This window comes from Rossellomorea sp. NPDC077527 (assembly GCF_044542955.1).
GTDB lineage: Bacteria > Bacillota > Bacilli > Bacillales > Bacillaceae_B > Rossellomorea > Rossellomorea aquimaris_E.
This window is the reverse complement of record NZ_JBITVL010000008.1, coordinates 74,234-91,563: the sequence shown is the minus strand read 5'-3', so window position 1 is coordinate 91,563 and position 17,330 is coordinate 74,234. Positions and strand designations below refer to the sequence as shown.

The following is a 17,330-nucleotide window of genomic DNA, read 5'->3' as shown; positions in this document are numbered from 1 at the left end:
AATCAAGGTTAAAACGAAAAAGTCCGGTAGCTTATCGGGTTAACACCGAATTAGCTGCATAGAAAATAAGTGTCCAACTTTATGGGTCCAGTGCAGTTTTTGCTGAGGAGGCTCGGCCGAACGTCCGTGGAAAGTGGGACTGTTCCCTTCACCCTCCTGAACCACAACTTTAATGACAGAGCATCGTAAATCTTAGTTTGTATGCGAATAGCAACAATCTTTGGGAAAACAGCCATTTGATAAAGCATTCTGAAAGGATTTGTGAATAAATAAGAGTACAATTGGAAGAATTCGGGTAAAGGGTAAATACCTTACTAAGCTTTAAGAGATGAAAATACATTCTCAAAATTTGTTCGACAAAACTAGTGCAGATTTTCAACAATTTATGACAATGACTCCCTTCTAGTTGATTTATACTAAATGAAAGAAAGGTAGGAGGGAGAAAAGGTGCGAAATTATCAAATCTATTGGATTGAAGAATTGTTTGTTCAGCACTATTATGGTCGTGAAAGAATGTTCTATCAGTTGTTTTCTGATTGGGAATCGAGTACAGGTGACCTTCACACTATCGTCTCTAAACAAGTGGATTACATTACAAAACCGATACCTTACCTTCCTACACAAAGAATCCTTCAGAACGAAATGACAAAGGTAGAAGGGGCAACTTGGGTGGACTCCGTGGCGACGATAGAAAGAAATGGATCAGGGGCTACGCTCGTGTTGAATGAAAAGTCGATGATTCTAAATGCCTGGGGCCACGATGAATCAGAATATCTCTTTTTTGAAATTTTACGAAGAAATATGGGGCAGCTATTGGCAATGGACCTGAAAAATGAACGTTTTGGCTGGTTAAAACCGATAAAACAAAGAAAGTTTATATATTAATATGAAATTTTGACCAAGATATTGTATAATGTTTCTTGGTTTAGTACACTTTTAAAAGGACAACATGAAGGAGGAAGTAAGAGTATGGGAACGACTGGATTACTTATTCTAGTAGGAGTTCTGGCATTACTTGCTGGAGTTGCACTAGGATTTTTCATTGCTCGTAAATATATGATGAGCTACCTTAAGAAAAATCCACCAATCAACGAGCAAATGTTGCGCATGATGATGATGCAGATGGGTCAAAAACCATCACAGAAGAAAATTAATCAAATGATGAATGCAATGAATAAGAACATGAAGTAATAGATGGAAGCACTCAGGTCATGAGTGCTTTTTCTATTGATGGGGTATGCTGATGTAAAGACATGAAGACACCACTTTTTCAATTATCTTAGGATAATGGAATTATTTTTTAAAATTCATAAAAACTTAAAGGTTATGGGACTGATTAAATTTAAATGTATGATAAAATATAGTCCGGAGGGAGCTATATGAAAAAATGGTTGATTGTATCACTTTCTCTATTGACTCTTGTTGCCGGATGCAACAATAAGCCTCAAGAAGTGATAGATGAAGAAACATTGGAAGTTCAAAATAGTGCTGCAGGTGATGCACGTGAATATTTAAATTATAAAGTGAATGAAGAAAAAAAAGCGGTTAATCGCGGCCTCATTACAATGACCATCAATAATCGCAGTGATATGGATGAAATTGAGACAGGTCTTATGTCATTATCCACTGATCATTATTCACCTGAAAAATATGTCTATCAAGAGGGGCAATACTTAAAGAAGTTAAGTTCATGGTTAGGGAGGGAGTCTAAATCCAATAAATTGGGACTCAACCCTGCATTGAAGATTACAGATGATATGACATGGGAACAGCAAATGGAGACGGAAAAGAAAAACCCGATGTACCTTGCCTATATTCATGAACAGAATTATGTCGACTCTGAAGGCAACATCAAAGGGATATCTCTTGGCCTTGCAATGAATTCTGTCGATTACATTCGGGTCGAAGATGATAAGAAACTCATGCATTTTGATGAAGCGAAAATAAATGAGAAAAAGATGGAGGAATATGGAAAGAAAATGGCTGCCACGGTTGCCAGTCGTGTAAGGGCGATTAAGGAATTGAAAAATGTACCCATCATGATTTCGATTTATAAGCTTCAGCCATTAAACAGTGTAGTCTCAGGTAACTATATTACTACTACTTATTTGGATGAGAATGATACTAGAATTAAAAAGTGGGATGATATATCCGACAAATATTTTTATTTCCCTAGTGATGAAGGGGAAGAAAAGGACCGCGATCTATATAATCGTATCCGGGATTTAGAAGATTATGTGTCAAAATTCTTTTCTCATCAGGATATTGAATTCGTCGGGAAAGGTTTGTATAGAAAAGACACGTTAAATAAACTGGTCATCGATGTACATACTGGAATGGTGAAAGAAACCGAATTAGTCGGCTTTGCACAGGCGATCGGTCCAGAAATCGTCGATTATTTTCCTCACACACCGGTTTATCTTTATGTGAAAACGCCTAAGGGTCTGAAAGCGACCATCGTTAAAGAAGTAGACCAGGAACCATTTGTAGAAATACATTAACAATCATTCAATTCTACTGAGCATCTCTTATCATTTGAAGAGATGCTCTTTTTTATTTGGTGTAACAATCTCAACAATAGGTCTTCGCAAGATGCATTGTATTTTTTCAGCTTCCCGGATATTAAGTATGCGCTGGAGAGTTTAGGGCCGTTTTCCGTAGGAGTCTAAACAATTCTCATCACCCTCTAAAGAAGCAATTGTTGATATGATTGATAAGATTAAAGACAAAGTACATTAGTATATTAGAAATAATCGATCACTGCAGTCAAAAAATGAATTTATTGTAAGTAATTTTGATACTTACACGGTTATATTGAAACAATATATGCTTGGACAGTTGATTGGAGCGGAAATCAACCAACAACCATGTTAAAAGAGCATTTTTAAATTGAAAAAATAAAACAGGATCAAAAGAAAAAAACATATCTCATTTTTCTGAAATTTGGTAAAATAAAGAGTCGATTTCATCATGATTCAGGGGGTATAGAATGAGAGTTTTCTTAGATTTGAAATGGTTTTTTCTACAGGAGAAAAAATCATATGTCATAGGAATCATTCTCCTGTTGATGGTCGCATTCCTTCAATTGATTCCACCAAGAATTGTTGGGATAGTAGTCGATCGCATAAAGGGGCAAACGCTTACGTCAGAGGACATGTTGAAATGGGTTCTGGTTTTGATCGTTACCGCATTGTCCATGTATGGTCTTCGTTTTATATGGAGGATCATGATATTCGGATCTGCCACCAAGCTTTCCCGCATATTGAGGAATGAATTATATCACCATTTCACCAAAATGTCCCCAGCCTTCTATCAGAAGAGGCGTGTTGGGGATCTGATGGCTCACGCAACAAATGATCTACAGGCTATTCAACAAACAGCGGGAGTGGGGGTCTTGACCCTTGTGGATTCATTATCAACGGGATCCTTTGTCGTTATCGCCATGGCTTTGACGATTAGCTGGAAACTAACCCTTATCGCACTCATCCCGATGCCGTTTATGGCGATTTTGACCAGTTATTATGGAACACTCCTGCATAAAAGGTTTCATGATGCGCAAGAAGCCTTTTCATCATTAAATGATAAAACCCAGGAAAGTGTAACAGGGATTAAGGTCATTAAGACCTTTGGGCAGGAAAACGAAGATATCGAAGCATTCAGGGTTCAATCAGAAGAGGTGGTCCAGAAAAATATTTCCGTTGCAAGGGTGGATTCCTTATTTGATCCGACCATCTCCATCATTGTCGGAATCTCCTTCTTCCTTTCCATTCTATTCGGGGCAAAGTTTGTTGTAAATGGCGAGATGACAATAGGCGAATTGATTTCGTTCACCACTTACCTCGGGCTCCTGATTTGGCCAATGCTCGCATTCGGTTGGTTATTTAATATTGTAGAAAGAGGCCGTGCCTCATATGATCGCGTTAAGAATCTCCTGGAAGAACAGGTGGATATTCAGAATACCCCAGAAGCCGTCGACCAATCTCCTACAGGAGATATTGAGTATCATATTGAGTCCTTTTCATTTCCTGGTGAAGAGGTGCATGCATTGAAGGATATTCATTTTGCCTTCAAAAAAGGCCAAACCATCGGCATTGTAGGGAAAACCGGCGCAGGAAAAACCACGCTTTTCAAACTCCTTCTGAGGGAGTTTGAAGGTTACAAGGGGAGTGTGACATTCGGAGGTAATGCCATTCAACATTATACATTAATGCGGTTGCGTGAAAGTATAGGATACGTACCACAGGATCACTTTCTATTTTCGGCAACGATTAAAGAAAACATTTCCTTTTCGAATCCTCTCTCAACCATGGAGGAAGTTGAATCGGCAGCGGCAGAAGCGCATATTCATGAGGATATTATCCGGTTATCTAAAGGATATGACACAGTGGTGGGGGAAAGGGGAGTATCTCTTTCGGGTGGACAGAAGCAGAGAGTTTCGATCGCAAGGGCTCTTTTGATGGATCCTGAAGTATTGATCCTGGATGATTCCCTGTCGGCGGTGGATGCCAAAACAGAAGAATCAATCCTGGAGGCATTGAAGCAAAATCGTGCCGGAAAGACGACGATGATCGCTTCTCATCGATTAAGCGCCATTCAACATGCAGATCTGATCATTGTCCTGGATGACGGGAAAATCATCGAGAGAGGTACTCACAGTGAATTAATGCAGGAAAAAGGTAGGTATAGAGAAATGTACCTCCGCCAACAGTTAGAAGACCTCGTGGAGCATGGAGGGTAGGAAATGGATCAAAATCAGACATTGACACCAAAAGAGCAGCGGATGATTTTTTTTCGCCTCATGAAATATACAAAGCCCCATAAAAAGACGATGTTGTACGCATTTTCACTATTGTTTCTGACAACGGTCGGAGATATTTTCGGTCCCATTATCATAAAGGTGTTCATCGATAATTATTTAACTCCCAGGGTATTTCCTTATGGCCCACTCACAGGTTTGGCTGCTGCATATTTATTGATTCAAATAGGAAATGTATGGATTTCGTATTTTCAATTATTGAAATTTCAGGAAATCGCCCTTAGAATCATCCAGCAATTGAGGGTCGAGGTCTTTCGAAAGGTTCAGAGCCTTGGAATGAAGTATTTTGATCGCACGCCAGCTGGCAGCATTGTCTCCCGTGTAACGAATGATACAGAAGCCATCAAGGATATGTTTGTGAGTGTTTTGGTTTCTTTCATCCAGGGAGCTTTCCTTTTAACAGGAATATTCATTGCGATGTTTGCATTGAATCCCCGTTTAGCGTTTTTTTGTCTCTTCATCTTACCTTTTCTCTTTATGATCATGAAAATGTATCGTACGTATAGTTCCATCTTCTATCAGGAAATGCGTGAGAGATTGAGTGAGCTTAATGCAAAGCTCAGTGAGTCCCTTCAAGGAATGTCCATCATCCAAGTGTTCAGGCAGGAAAAACGATTTAGGGAAGAGTTCGGTGAAATTAATGAAAAGCACTACTTGGCAGGAATGAGGAATATAAAGGTCGATGGGTTATTATTGAGGCCTGCTATTGACTTGGTTTATGTTGCTGCCTTAATAGTAGTTCTGAGTTATTTTGGTCTCACCTCATTCAATCAACCAATTGAAATAGGTATACTTTATGCCTTTGTGAATTATCTCGACCGCTTTTTCGAACCGGTCAATCAAATAATGATGAGGTTATCAATGTTTCAACAGGCCATCATTGCTTCTTCTCGTGTCTTTAAGCTTCTGGATGAAGAAGAGCTTTCCCCCGATCAAATCATTCATGAAAAAGAGAGTGAAACGATAGAGAAAGGGGAAATTACATTTGCAGATGTTTCCTTCTCATATGATGGAAAAACGGATGTTTTAAAGAATATATCATTCACAGCAAAGCAGGGAGAAACGATTGCTCTTGTTGGACATACAGGAAGCGGTAAAAGCTCCATCATTAATCTACTTATGAGATTTTATGAATTTGACCACGGGAGTATTTTAATAGATGGACGAAGTATCAAATCTTATCCGAAGAAAGAACTACGTCAGAAAATGGGGTTGGTCCTGCAGGATCCCTTCCTCTTCTTCGGAAATATCCGGGATAATATCAAGCTCCATCAAGTAAGTATGTCTAATCAAGAGGTTGAAGAAGCTGCAGCATTTGTACAGGCAAATACGTTTATCGATAAACTTCCTGAAGGATTTTCTCACCCTGTGGTGGAAAGGGGTTCAACACTCTCAAGTGGACAAAGGCAATTGATTGCCTTTGCACGAACCATTGCCGCAAAACCAAAGATTCTCGTTTTGGACGAAGCAACGGCAAATATTGATACAGAAACCGAAGAAGCGATTCAAGATGCCTTAACCAAGATGAGAAAAGGGAGAACAACCATTGCCATTGCCCACAGGCTATCGACGATCCAGGATGCGGACCTCATCCTTGTCCTGCACCAAGGGGAGATTGTGGAGCGGGGAAGCCATCAGGAGTTATTGCTGCAAAAAGGGATCTATTATAAAATGTATCTGCTGCAAAATGGTTTAGTGCAGGGGATGGAAGATGCTATAGCAGGATCATAAATGAATTTGATCCAATAAAAAGGAGACCCGGCAGGTGTGGGGTCTCCCTTTTTATAATTATTGCATTATATGGAAATAATATATTTGCATATATGATTAGATTTAGCTCATTTGTGGTGTATAACATTTTTTTATGTATTGAGAGTTGTAGCTATTCAACAGACGATCAAGTTCCTGACTAAATTGAATTGCTTGAGGAGATGTAAGTCCATTTTCAGCAACAATATCAATTAATTGAGCGCGCTTTTTTTCAATTCGTTCGAGAAGCTCTTTTTTAGACACGGCTGTTTCCTTTCTTTTGTATGTCCTGACAAGTGGAATACAAAACTAGTAATAACTGTAACTTTTTATTAGTATAACGAAAGTAGCCTTTTTTTTCAAAGCAAAAATGGTGGTTTTCAAAAAAAGAAAAGAGACTTTAATACAAATGAAAGAGAATGAAGAGGTTGTAATGAAATGGACACAAATCTTTCACACAATCATTCCTCATAGTTTCGAGAATTGTTTGATAGAATAGATATATACTGAATTGTAGGAGATGTAGAAATGTCTGATATTAATATTTTCCTGGCCTTTGGGGCCGGATTTCTCAGCTTCATATCCCCATGCTGCCTTCCCTTATACCCCGCTTTTCTTTCATATATTACGGGGATGAGCGTCAATGAATTGAAAACGGACAATGCCATGCTACAGAGAAGAAGTTTATTACATACCTTATTTTTCTTGATCGGTTTCTCTGCCATTTTTATAGCCATTGGATTTGGGGCTTCCTTGATTGGAAACTTCTTTTTGAACTATAAAGACCTCATTCGTCAGCTTGGAGCAATCTTTATCGTAATATTCGGTTTGGTGGTCATTGGAGTCTTTACTCCTGAGACCCTGATGAAGGACCGAAGATATGAATTTAAGAATAGGCCAGCAGGATTTGTCGGTTCTATCCTCATCGGGATGGCATTTGCTGCCGGATGGACCCCCTGTACCGGCCCGATCCTCGCTTCGGTACTGGCGCTTGCGGCAACCAATCCGGGTTCAGGAGTCCTGTATATGACAGCCTATGTATTGGGGTTTGCCATCCCTTTCTTCATTCTTTCATTCTTCATCGGAAGAATGAAATGGATCAGAAAGAACAGTGGAAAGATTGTGAAAGTCGGAGGATATGTCATGATTGCTGTTGGAATCATGCTATTCTTTGATTGGATGACCGTTATTCTTGCGTACTTCACATCTGTATTCGGTGGTTTTCAAGGTTTTTGATAGGACATTAAAGGTACACTGAACGTCAGAATAAATTGAATTAACATTACGTTTTATGGTATAGTTTAAATGGATGATTTAGGTAAAAGAATGCGATAGACATCGATAGTGCATACGAGGAGGAAACATCTGTGGCAACGATACTTGTAGTGGATGATGCTAAATTTATGAGACTGACTCTTGGAAACATGCTTTCATCCAGCGGACATGAAGTCGTTGGGGAAGCTGAAAATGGACTTATTGCCGTGGAGAAGTATCGTGAGCTTCAGCCTGACCTGGTGACGATGGATATCACCATGCCGGATATGAATGGAATAGAAGCGGTAAAGAATATTCTAGCGGAGTTCCCTCATGCAAAGGTGATTATGTGTTCAGCGATGGGGCAGCAAAAGGTAGTAGTGGAAGCGATAGAAGCGGGAGCCAAGGATTTCATCGTTAAACCTTTTGATGACGTACGTGTGGACGAAGCCATTAAAAGAGTGCTAGGATCATAGGTTGAAAGAGAGATTGAACCTTCCATTCATTCTCTCTTTTTTTGTGTTTTCGTTTTTTCTTCATTTGGGCTATAATAGGGGAAGGTATGAAAGTAGATAATAAAGGATGATGATGCTTTATGATGATTGCTTCATCCATTGTAGCGATTTGCATGGGATTTATGGTGATTTTTATTAGGATGAAGGCTCAGAAGAAACCGGTAAGCGGCAAGAAAATCATTTTACCACCACTCTTTATGAGCACTGGTGCCTTGATGTTCTTATTTCCTGTATTCCGGGTCAGTATGAGTGAATTATTAGAAGCCATCACAGTTGGGATGGTATTCTCTCTGTTGTTAATTAAGACGTCGAAATTCGAAATTCGTGAAAACGATATTTATTTAAAAAGGTCAAAAGCGTTTGCCTTTATTTTAATCGGCTTGTTGCTAATTCGAATTGTGGCAAAATCGATTCTTAGTGCTTCCATTGATTATGGAGAACTGAGCGGAATGTTCTGGTTACTTGCATTTGGAATGATCGTACCATGGAGGATTACCATGTACTTTCAATATAAAAAGCTGCATCAGGAAAATCAAGATCTCACGACGAATTCAATTTGATACATTGTAAAAAAAGCAGGGGGCAACCTGCTTTTTTTTTGTGAAGAAATCTTAGCGCGATTACGATTTTATTACAATACTGAAAAATAAGCTTACTGGTTGATGTTATTGGGCAAAGAGAAAGAGAAGACATTCACAAACGTATTGGTGGGATATCGATTGTTTACGATTGCTGATATATGGACGTTTTTCCTGGCATTCTTTCTAACATTGCCTCTGGTCACCATTCTACACGAGGCGGGTCATATCCTTGTTGCCCGGATATTCGGAGCGAAGATTAAATTTTCCATTGGTACCGGTAAGCACCTTTTGAACATTGGCCCATTGGAAGTGAAGAGGATGTATTTCATGGAAGGGTGGTGCCAGTATAAAGAATTAACATATAACAAGGTATGGGTTCACGTACTTATTTATATGTCTGGCAGTTTATTCAACTTGATTGCGATCTTATTGATCAACTTTTTGATATATGAAGGGGTTTTACCCGTTCATATCTTTTTCTATCAGTTTGTGTATTTCTCGGTTTACTTTATCTTCTTTTCATTGTTCCCTTTCAGGAACGGAGATGGGAAACCGAGTGATGGCCAGGCTATACTTGACGTCATCCGGTTCGGTAAAGCTGAAGATCCCATTGATTGATGAGAATAGTAAACTGGATAATAAAAAAGGTAAACGATTAACGTTTACCTTTTTTGGGACTTCTTCCATTTTCCAAACAGAAAAGCTGCACCAACAATAAAGATTAAATATAACACGATCGGTATGACAAGTATTGATCCCATTTTAATCCCTGCCTCTGATTAGAATAAATGTTCATATGGTGTGGTTTCTATCTGCATTTCATTGAGTTTTTTTCTTAGAAACTTATGATCCCGTTTGGGGGTGGCCATTATATAACCTCTGATGACCAATTCTTGAGTAATGGATTCTGCCCTTTCCTTAAGAGCCAACTCACCAATTTTCCCTGCAATTTTTTGTTTGGCCACATCCCTGAATAATTCAGGCACGGGTGTAACCAGTTCATTAAGCATCTTCTTTTCATCTTCACCCCAAAGATGGATGGTCTCGTTCACATAATGCTCTTCCCAATCCAAATCAGACTTACCATCCTCTTTCGGGAACCTCTTTAAGAACTTCCGAAACATGAAGAATCCTCCGATGGCAAAGGAAGCCACTAAAAAAACAACCCAAAAAAGGATGAAATATAAGAACCAACCTTCTAGCATGTTTTCACCTCAGTATAATAGCAAATGTATCGTTTTCAATTATAGACAAGGACAGAGCATGTGACAAGAATATCATTGATTTTTCAAAAGAGGTCTATACTGTTCTTAATTAGAAATGATATACTAATAAATAACAATTATCGTGAAAATTCTTTCTATTTCGATTCTATTCTAAAAGTTTCTACGGATAGGAGGCTCGTAGCATGAAGTATAGAGGCAGGATCGTATCAATGCTCACTGGACTTTTATTAGTACTGACGTGGGATTTTATTTATTACTTTGTTCTCCACTATCCGGTGGATGTAAAGGTGGATATCGTCTTTACTGTATTGATACTTTTTATCAGCTACTTTATGGGGAAGAATTTTGACCTCAGTCATGAAACGTTAGCTGCTTTAAAAAAGAACGAGGAGAGGGTGACACTTCTCAATGACGAAATGAATCATGTGCTTCAGAGTATCGATGAAGTGGTCTTTCATACAAATGCCAAAGGAGAGTTTCAATTCCTCAATCAATCCTGGGAAGACTTTACGGGATACACCATTAAAGAAAGCTTACATAAAAATGCACTCCATTTCATCTCCCTCTATGAACGACATGAAATTCTCAGGCTCATAAGGCAAAGTATCAGCTTGAAACAAGCGAAAACCAAGATGGACTTTTCTTACCAGAAGAGGGACGGTCAGTTCCGTTGGGGTGAAGTCAATATCAAACTGAACTATAGTGAAAATGGAGAGCTTCTTGGTACAGTGGGGACCATTTCGGATATTACCGAAAGAGTACATAATGAAGAAGAATTAATGGAAATGAACGAAACACTGGCTATCGAGTCTCAAAAACTCTCAGTTGCAGGACAATTGGCTGCTGGGATCGCTCACGAGGTTCGTAACCCACTGACTTCAATCAATGGTTTTCTGCAGTTGTTAAGAGATGATGCAGATGAGAAAACGAATGAATACTTAGGAATTGTCTTTTCGGAAATCAAGCGAATCGAGGTGGTTCTAAGTGAATTATTGATTCTTGCAAAGCCACAATCCGTCACGTATAAAAGAATCAATATCATTGAGACGTTGGATCATGTGTCGAAATTACTGAATACCAATGCCATTTTATACAATATAGAAATTCAAACGTATTTCCATGAAAGAGAGCTGTATATCAGAGGTGATGAAAATCAGTTAAAGCAGGTTTTTATCAATTTAATTAAAAATGCAATAGAAGCCATGCCTCATGGAGGAACGATTACCCTTCACGCTGAAATCAACTCTCATAATAAAGTTCAATTGACGTTTAAGGATGAAGGCGTGGGGATGAAGAAAGAAGTCCTCGATAAACTAGGAGAGCCTTTCTTTACGACCAAAACAAAAGGAACTGGACTAGGCCTCACGATATGTTTGAGAATTCTTCGCGATCATGGAGCTGATATCCGGGTACAAAGCGAACAAGGGGAAGGGACTGCCTTCCACATTTTGTTTGACAGTGTACAGGCAACAGAGAGAAGAAGACGGGAAGCTTTGCAAAATCAATAAGAAAGGACCCTTGTGTGTCACAAGAGTCCTTTTTGTATGCAAGTGAATGTTTTTTGTCAATTGGCGGGACTGCCTGGGAATCGAACCCAGCGGAGACGGCACGCGCCTCCCTGAAATTTTGAAGACTCCGGCAAGCACCAGCTCAACAATCAGCCCCGAGAATGAATCATATATATGTTATACCACGGGATCACGACTTGTTCAAATGATTTTCAGAGAGGCATTCATACAAGAAGGAAATAGAGACTGTTAATTTGTAATATTTACAAGATTTAAACTTTGGAGAAATCTGCAAATATTTCTTTACCATTTGAATAACTCCGTGATAAGATACTTTTTGCCGGCTAATTATAGATGAAGTAAGCGATTTCCTGATGGGGATGTTTACTTTCGATACTTGAACATATTGATAGAGACAGAGAGGGGAAACAAGTATGAAAAAAGTATGGTTATTAGGTCTTGGTTTATCATTAGCGCTCGCTGGTTGTTCCGATTCAGGTTCTGACAAAGAGAATAAAGAGGAAGCGGCAAGTGCGGACGAGAACAAAGACATGGCAGGGGACTTAATGGATTTCTATCTGAACCTAACTACGACTGTTAACGGTGCAGATATTGATTTAAATGGATATGAAGAAGCCATGGCAGGGGAAGAGCCTCCTACAGGAGAGGAATTGGCTGAATTGAAAACATCTGCGGCTGCATCTGCGAAAGCATCTGCTGAAGCCGTTGAAGGTATGGAAATCCCTGAAAGTTTAGGAGATCAAAAAGAAGCGATGGAATCATTCCAATCCACTTTGGCAGAATCCTATAATATGAAAGCTGATGCACTTGCTAAAGAAGGAGAAGCAGATTTGACAGCTGCAGATGAAAAATTAAACGACGCAGAAAATCAAATCAAAGAAATCCTTGATGAAGCAGGTCTTGTTAGCTCAAGCCTAATCAGCGATCTTAACGGTTAATACCAGGTCACGAATAATTTTCTTATAAACACATCTAGTATAATTAATAGATAAAAAAGCGATTCCAGTATGTTATGGATTCGCTTTTTTCTTTCGTATAAGTATCCATTCTCCGTGCAATGTTCTATATAAAGGATGAAAGGAGGGAGAGCATGGAGTCGATTATTTCAATCGTTTCAGAAGTAGGTTTCCCGATCGTCGTCACGATGTATCTTCTTTATCGAATCGAGACAAAGCTTGATGCCGTCATCACGTCGATCCAGACCCTGCCTCAAGAGCTCAAGAAATAATGGAAGAGAGGCCGGCGTTGTTCGGTCTCTTTCTTGCATTATGTACATGAAAAAGAGCAGAATCTTTCATTACACGGGTACCATATGAATTTGATATACTTTAGATGAAAATAGAATGTACGGAGAGGAGTCTTGTGAAGTGAAATTCATTCATACCGCAGACTGGCACCTGGGTAAATTGGTGCATGGCATATATATGACAGAAGATCAACGATACATACTGGAGAGTTTCATAGAATTAATAAAAGACGAACAACCTGATGCAGTCGTCATTGCAGGCGATCTTTATGATCGATCTGTACCTCCTACTGCAGCAGTAGAATTATTGGATGAGGTATTATTCCGTATTAATGTAGAGCTTGATACACCGATCATCGCTGTATCCGGCAACCATGATAGTGCAGAGAGACTGTCATTTGGATCCTCGTGGTATAAACATAGTCATTTTTACTTAAAGGGGAAGATAACATCAGACTTTACGCCCGTCAATATTAAAGGGGTAAACTTCCACTGTGTTCCTTATGCTGAACCGGGTACAGTCAGACAGGTTCTGGAAGAAGACTCGATCAATAGTCATCATACAGCAATGGAAGCTATCGTTAAAAGAATAGAAGAACAGATGAATGCCGATGAGCCTCATGTGTTTGTTGGTCACGCATTCGTACTGGGGGGGAAGACCACTGATTCGGAACGAACACTATCTGTGGGAGGTTCCGGATGCGTGGGTGCTGACGTGTTCCGTCCTTTTCATTACACTGCCCTCGGGCATCTTCACAGTCCCGATGCCATTAAACATGAAACGATAAGGTATTCAGGTTCCCTAATGAAGTATTCGTTCTCTGAAGCTTCTCAGAGGAAATCGGTCACCATAGTAGAAATGGAGGAAGACGGAAGCTTCCAATTACGGGAAAAAGTGCTTCAACCTAAACAGGATATGAGAGAGTTGCAGGGGCTAATGGAAGAGCTTCTCGACCCGACTTTTTATCAGTCTCAAAATGTCGATGATTATCTAAAGATTACGCTACATGACGAAGGTACGTTGATCGATCCTATCAATCAACTGCGACAAGTCTATCCCAATGTCCTTCATTTAGAGAGAAAAAGGGAACTGACAGATGTCAAAAAGAAAAACACGTTCCAAGTGTTAGATGATAAAAGGAAGTCTGAACTGGACTTGTTTAAAGAATTTTATAAAGATATGACGACGGGTGAATTCACCCATGAAAAGGAAGAAGTCGTGCAAAGTGTGATTGAAACAGCTAAAAGGGAGGTCGATCAGGTATGAAGCCTCTTCAATTAATGATGCAGGCGTTTGGGCCTTATGCGGGGAGGGAAATCATTGACTTTCGCGCCCTTGGTAACCGCACCATGTTTGTTATATCAGGGAAAACAGGTTCTGGTAAAACAACAATCTTCGATGGACTCTCTTATGCCATTTACGGGAAAGCAAGTGGAGAGGACCGCAGTCCGACTGAACTAAGAAGTCAATTTGCTCAAAACGATGATCTGACAGAAGTCGAACTTCTATTCAGTTTACGGGGGAAAACGTACCGTATTTGGCGCTCGCCCCAACAGGATAAAAAGAAGTCAAGAGGTGATGGATTCACTACCATTAATGCTCGGTCCGAACTTTATGTATTCGATCATGACGGGAAAGAACAGATTCTTGCTGCCAATGTGCGAGAGGTGGACGAGAAGGTCAAAGAGTTGATTCAGCTGGATGCTAACCAATTCAGACAGATCCTTATGATTCCACAAGGGGAATTCCGGAAGCTTCTTACATCGGATAGTAGAGATAAAGAGCTCATCTTGCAGCGTTTGTTTCATACAGAACTATACAAGACAATCCAGGAAAAATTGAAGATTGAAGCAGATGATTTAAAGAAAGCAGTCGAAACCTCAATTGAAGAACGGACAAGGGAATTGCTCAGAATCCATTTTGATGAAAATGAAGAACTTCAATCTCTATTATTAGAAAATCCGTTGAATGATCATCAAATCCTTCAACTTCTACCCCCGCAAATTGAAAGGATGGAGGGCTATGAAAAAGAACTCCATCAACAATATGAAAGGGTTCAGAATAAAAGAGATGTTCTTCAAAAGGATTTGGCAGAAGCCAAGGGCCTTGTTGAGCAATACGGCCTTCAAGATAAACTAAGGAATCAGAAAGAAGCCCTGTTAGCATTAAAGCCTGAAATGGAATCTATCGATCATGACATTTTATTGGCTCAGCGTGCTGCCCGTTTGGTTCAACAAGACGAGTATTGTCATAAGCTTAATCGAAACCTGAAAGAATTGAAGAGTCAATTTGTTACATTAAGTGAGGAAAACCATGATATTTCTGAAAGGCTTGTGGCTGCCAAGGAAACTTTAACAGAAGAAGCCAAAAAGGAGAATCTTAGGGATGAAGCTTCTAAGCAGGTCACTCGCCTTGAAAACATGGAAAAAGACATTGACTCGTTAGATGCGTTAATGAAAGAAACCATTGAGGTAAAAGAAAGATATGAAAAGCATCAGGAAATGGTCACGAAACAATCCGAACAAATTGCGTTTTTACAGGAAGGCATAAAAACACGGGAGAAGCGCATTGAAGATGGGGAAAAAGCTCATGCAGATTTATTTCAATTGGAAAAAACCTTACAGGAAAAGCTTCTCCTCTTGGACGAAATAAATGAAATGAAAAAGATGGATGGTAGGTTAAGGAATGTCCAAATCCAATATAAAAATAAAAGAGAGCAATACAGGCAACTTCAAGATCATATCAAGGATGCATCTGAAACTCTTGCCTTTTTAGAAGAGAAATGGAATTCAGCACAAGCAGCTTTACTTGCAAGAGGTTTATCAGATGAAGCTCCGTGTCCCGTATGTGGTTCAGAGCATCATCCGAGTCCGGCCGTTGAAGTGGATTCTTTACCTTCAGAAGAAGACCTGAAAGTGGCAAAAGCAAAGCAGAACGAACTGGAACGTGAAGAGAAAGAGCTGAGCTTAGTCATTGCCCAAGAAGAAACGAAAATGGAAAGTATTCAGGAGCAGATTGATGATCTCTTCAAGAAGATAAGTGAAAAGGATATGGACTTGGTTCAGGATGAAATCGATGATAGCATTGTCAAAATGACAAAAGAAATCGATACCTTAAAAAAAGCCATTACTGAAAAGCAAGAAGAAGTGGAAAAGGTAAAAGCTATACGAGAAGAATTAAGAAGGGGAAGAGAAAAACAAGAAGAACTTGAAGGCTCTAAAGAGAAGAATCAGGAAATTCTTCAAGAACTCAATACTTTTTATCACACGAAGAATACGACGCTCGAAAAGGTGAAGGAATCCATTCCTGATGATCTCAGAACAAAAACGCATTTTCTTCAAGTGTTAAATCAAGAGAAGAAACGACTAAAAGAATTAAAGGCATCATTTGAACGTGCTCAAACGCAGTATTATGAGCTGACAAACCTAGACAGTGTAAAGAAAGCTCAAGTCAAGGAGAAAGAAAGCCAAATTGAAAAAGTACAATCCGAGATGAAAACAGAGCGGGAAGCATTCCTAGCGCTTCTCACGGAACAAGGTTTTCCCCATTATAAAGCCTTTCTAGAAGCAAAAAAGTCTGAAACGGAGATCATGGAACTTCAGGAAAAGGTGAAGAAATTCGGAGAAGACCTTCGCTCAGTATCTGATCGACTATTGGATATTGATCAACGATTGAAAGATAAACAAATGCCTGAAATAAAAGGTATCGAAGAAAACATAGATCAGGTTACACAGGAACTGAAGGTCGTAAATGACGATCTTAACAGGGTCAGGACCAATAAAAAGGAAAATAAGCTCATTCTCTCCAGAGTCACAGCCATAAACGAAGGGATAAAACATTTAGAATCACGTTATCAGGTGGTTGGACATTTAGCTGAAATAGCACGTGGTCAGAATGCCAATCGCATTACATTTGAACGTTATGTGCTGGCATCCTTCCTGGAGGATATACTACAGGTGGCCAATGAACGTTTAATTAAAATGACTTCAGGCAGATATCAGTTGATTCGGAAGACTGATCGAAGCAAAGGCAATGTGCAGAGTGGTTTGGAGCTTCTTGTATTTGACCAATACACAGGTCAGGAGAGACATGTCAAAACGTTATCAGGCGGGGAAAGTTTCAAAGCATCCCTTGCATTAGCTCTGGGGCTCGCAGATGTGGTACAGCAATACGCAGGTGGAGTATCCTTAGAAACGATGTTTATAGACGAAGGATTTGGTACTCTCGATCCCGAATCATTGGATCATGCAATTGAAGCATTGATGGACATTCAGAACAGCGGAAGACTGGTAGGTTTGATATCACATGTACCAGAGCTGAAAGAAAGAATAGACGCACGACTTGAGGTCATATCCTCTCAAAGCGGAAGTCGAACGGAATTTCATTTTTTAGCATAGAATAAATGATGAAGAG

16 protein-coding genes and 1 tRNA gene are annotated in these 17,330 nt (G+C 39.5%); 14 read left to right on the top strand and 3 right to left on the bottom strand.

What is annotated here, in order from left to right; genetic code table 11:
* Positions 1–447: 447 nt before the first annotated feature.
* The 5 genes from sirA (at position 448) to ACIGG7_RS21330 (ending at position 6,547) form a co-directional block, all read left to right on the top strand.
* Complete coding sequence (gene sirA / locus ACIGG7_RS21350; protein WP_224941007.1) at positions 448–885, top strand: sporulation inhibitor of replication protein SirA; 438 nt, start codon at positions 448–450, stop codon at positions 883–885.
* Between the two features lie 84 nt (positions 886–969).
* Entirely contained in the window at positions 970–1,191 is a 222-nt protein-coding gene (locus tag ACIGG7_RS21345; protein WP_034759902.1) for a YneF family protein, read from the top strand.
* Positions 1,192–1,379: 188 nt separating this feature from the next.
* On the top strand, positions 1,380–2,501 hold the full coding sequence (locus tag ACIGG7_RS21340) for a CamS family sex pheromone protein (protein ID WP_224941006.1): 1,122 nt from the start codon (positions 1,380–1,382) through the stop codon (positions 2,499–2,501).
* A gap of 488 nt (positions 2,502–2,989) precedes the next feature.
* Complete coding sequence (locus tag ACIGG7_RS21335) at positions 2,990–4,738, top strand: ABC transporter transmembrane domain-containing protein (RefSeq protein WP_224941005.1); 1,749 nt, start codon at positions 2,990–2,992, stop codon at positions 4,736–4,738.
* Between the two features lie 3 nt (positions 4,739–4,741).
* Complete coding sequence (locus ACIGG7_RS21330) at positions 4,742–6,547, top strand: ABC transporter ATP-binding protein (RefSeq protein ID WP_397550982.1); 1,806 nt, start codon at positions 4,742–4,744, stop codon at positions 6,545–6,547.
* A gap of 102 nt (positions 6,548–6,649) precedes the next feature.
* Here ACIGG7_RS21330 and ACIGG7_RS21325 read toward each other — a convergent pair whose 3' ends face one another.
* Positions 6,650–6,829: an aspartyl-phosphate phosphatase Spo0E family protein gene (locus tag ACIGG7_RS21325; RefSeq protein WP_061811297.1), complete on the bottom strand. Its 180-nt coding sequence runs from the start codon at positions 6,827–6,829 to the stop codon at positions 6,650–6,652.
* A gap of 264 nt (positions 6,830–7,093) precedes the next feature.
* Here ACIGG7_RS21325 and ACIGG7_RS21320 point away from each other — a divergent pair, with 264 nt between their 5' ends.
* The 4 genes from ACIGG7_RS21320 (at position 7,094) to ACIGG7_RS21305 (ending at position 9,533) form a co-directional block, all read left to right on the top strand.
* The gene (locus ACIGG7_RS21320) at positions 7,094–7,801 is read left to right on the top strand and encodes a cytochrome c biogenesis CcdA family protein (protein ID WP_224941003.1); all 708 of its coding nucleotides are present in this window, start codon (positions 7,094–7,096) and stop codon (positions 7,799–7,801) included.
* A gap of 131 nt (positions 7,802–7,932) precedes the next feature.
* A complete protein-coding gene (locus tag ACIGG7_RS21315; RefSeq protein ID WP_224941002.1) occupies positions 7,933–8,295 on the top strand; it encodes a response regulator in 363 nt (120 codons plus the stop codon).
* A 119-nt stretch (positions 8,296–8,414) separates the two neighbouring features.
* Positions 8,415–8,894, top strand: a complete 480-nt coding sequence (locus ACIGG7_RS21310; protein ID WP_224941001.1) for a CcdC family protein — start codon at positions 8,415–8,417, stop codon at positions 8,892–8,894.
* 108 nt (positions 8,895–9,002) lie between these two features.
* Positions 9,003–9,533: a site-2 protease family protein gene (locus tag ACIGG7_RS21305; protein WP_318246408.1), complete on the top strand. Its 531-nt coding sequence runs from the start codon at positions 9,003–9,005 to the stop codon at positions 9,531–9,533.
* A 161-nt stretch (positions 9,534–9,694) separates the two neighbouring features.
* On the opposite strand, the gene ACIGG7_RS21300 is transcribed toward ACIGG7_RS21305, so the two are convergent.
* Positions 9,695–10,120, bottom strand: coding sequence for a DUF2621 domain-containing protein (locus ACIGG7_RS21300; RefSeq protein ID WP_224941000.1), 426 nt, complete (start codon positions 10,118–10,120; stop codon positions 9,695–9,697).
* Positions 10,121–10,323: 203 nt separating this feature from the next.
* Between ACIGG7_RS21300 and ACIGG7_RS21295 the strand changes: the two genes are divergently transcribed.
* Positions 10,324–11,649: an ATP-binding protein gene (locus ACIGG7_RS21295; protein WP_224940999.1), complete on the top strand. Its 1,326-nt coding sequence runs from the start codon at positions 10,324–10,326 to the stop codon at positions 11,647–11,649.
* A gap of 61 nt (positions 11,650–11,710) precedes the next feature.
* On the opposite strand, the gene ACIGG7_RS21290 is transcribed toward ACIGG7_RS21295, so the two are convergent.
* Positions 11,711–11,806, bottom strand: a tRNA-Sec gene (locus ACIGG7_RS21290).
* 277 nt (positions 11,807–12,083) lie between these two features.
* On the opposite strand from ACIGG7_RS21290, the gene ACIGG7_RS21285 reads away from it, so the two are divergent.
* The 4 genes from ACIGG7_RS21285 to ACIGG7_RS21270 all read left to right on the top strand — a co-directional run bounded on the left by ACIGG7_RS21285 (position 12,084) and on the right by ACIGG7_RS21270 (position 17,314).
* Positions 12,084–12,608, top strand: coding sequence for a hypothetical protein (locus ACIGG7_RS21285; protein WP_224940998.1), 525 nt, complete (start codon positions 12,084–12,086; stop codon positions 12,606–12,608).
* Between the two features lie 152 nt (positions 12,609–12,760).
* Positions 12,761–12,898 carry a YvrJ family protein gene (locus tag ACIGG7_RS21280; RefSeq protein ID WP_224940997.1) on the top strand — a complete coding sequence of 46 codons (138 nt, stop codon included), beginning with the start codon at positions 12,761–12,763 and terminating at the stop codon, positions 12,896–12,898.
* A 139-nt stretch (positions 12,899–13,037) separates the two neighbouring features.
* A complete protein-coding gene (locus ACIGG7_RS21275; RefSeq protein ID WP_224940996.1) occupies positions 13,038–14,183 on the top strand; it encodes an exonuclease SbcCD subunit D in 1,146 nt (381 codons plus the stop codon).
* Entirely contained in the window at positions 14,180–17,314 is a 3,135-nt protein-coding gene (locus tag ACIGG7_RS21270; RefSeq protein WP_224940995.1) for an AAA family ATPase, read from the top strand. The genes ACIGG7_RS21275 and ACIGG7_RS21270 overlap by 4 nt, the downstream gene beginning before the upstream one ends.
* Positions 17,315–17,330 lie beyond the last annotated feature (16 nt).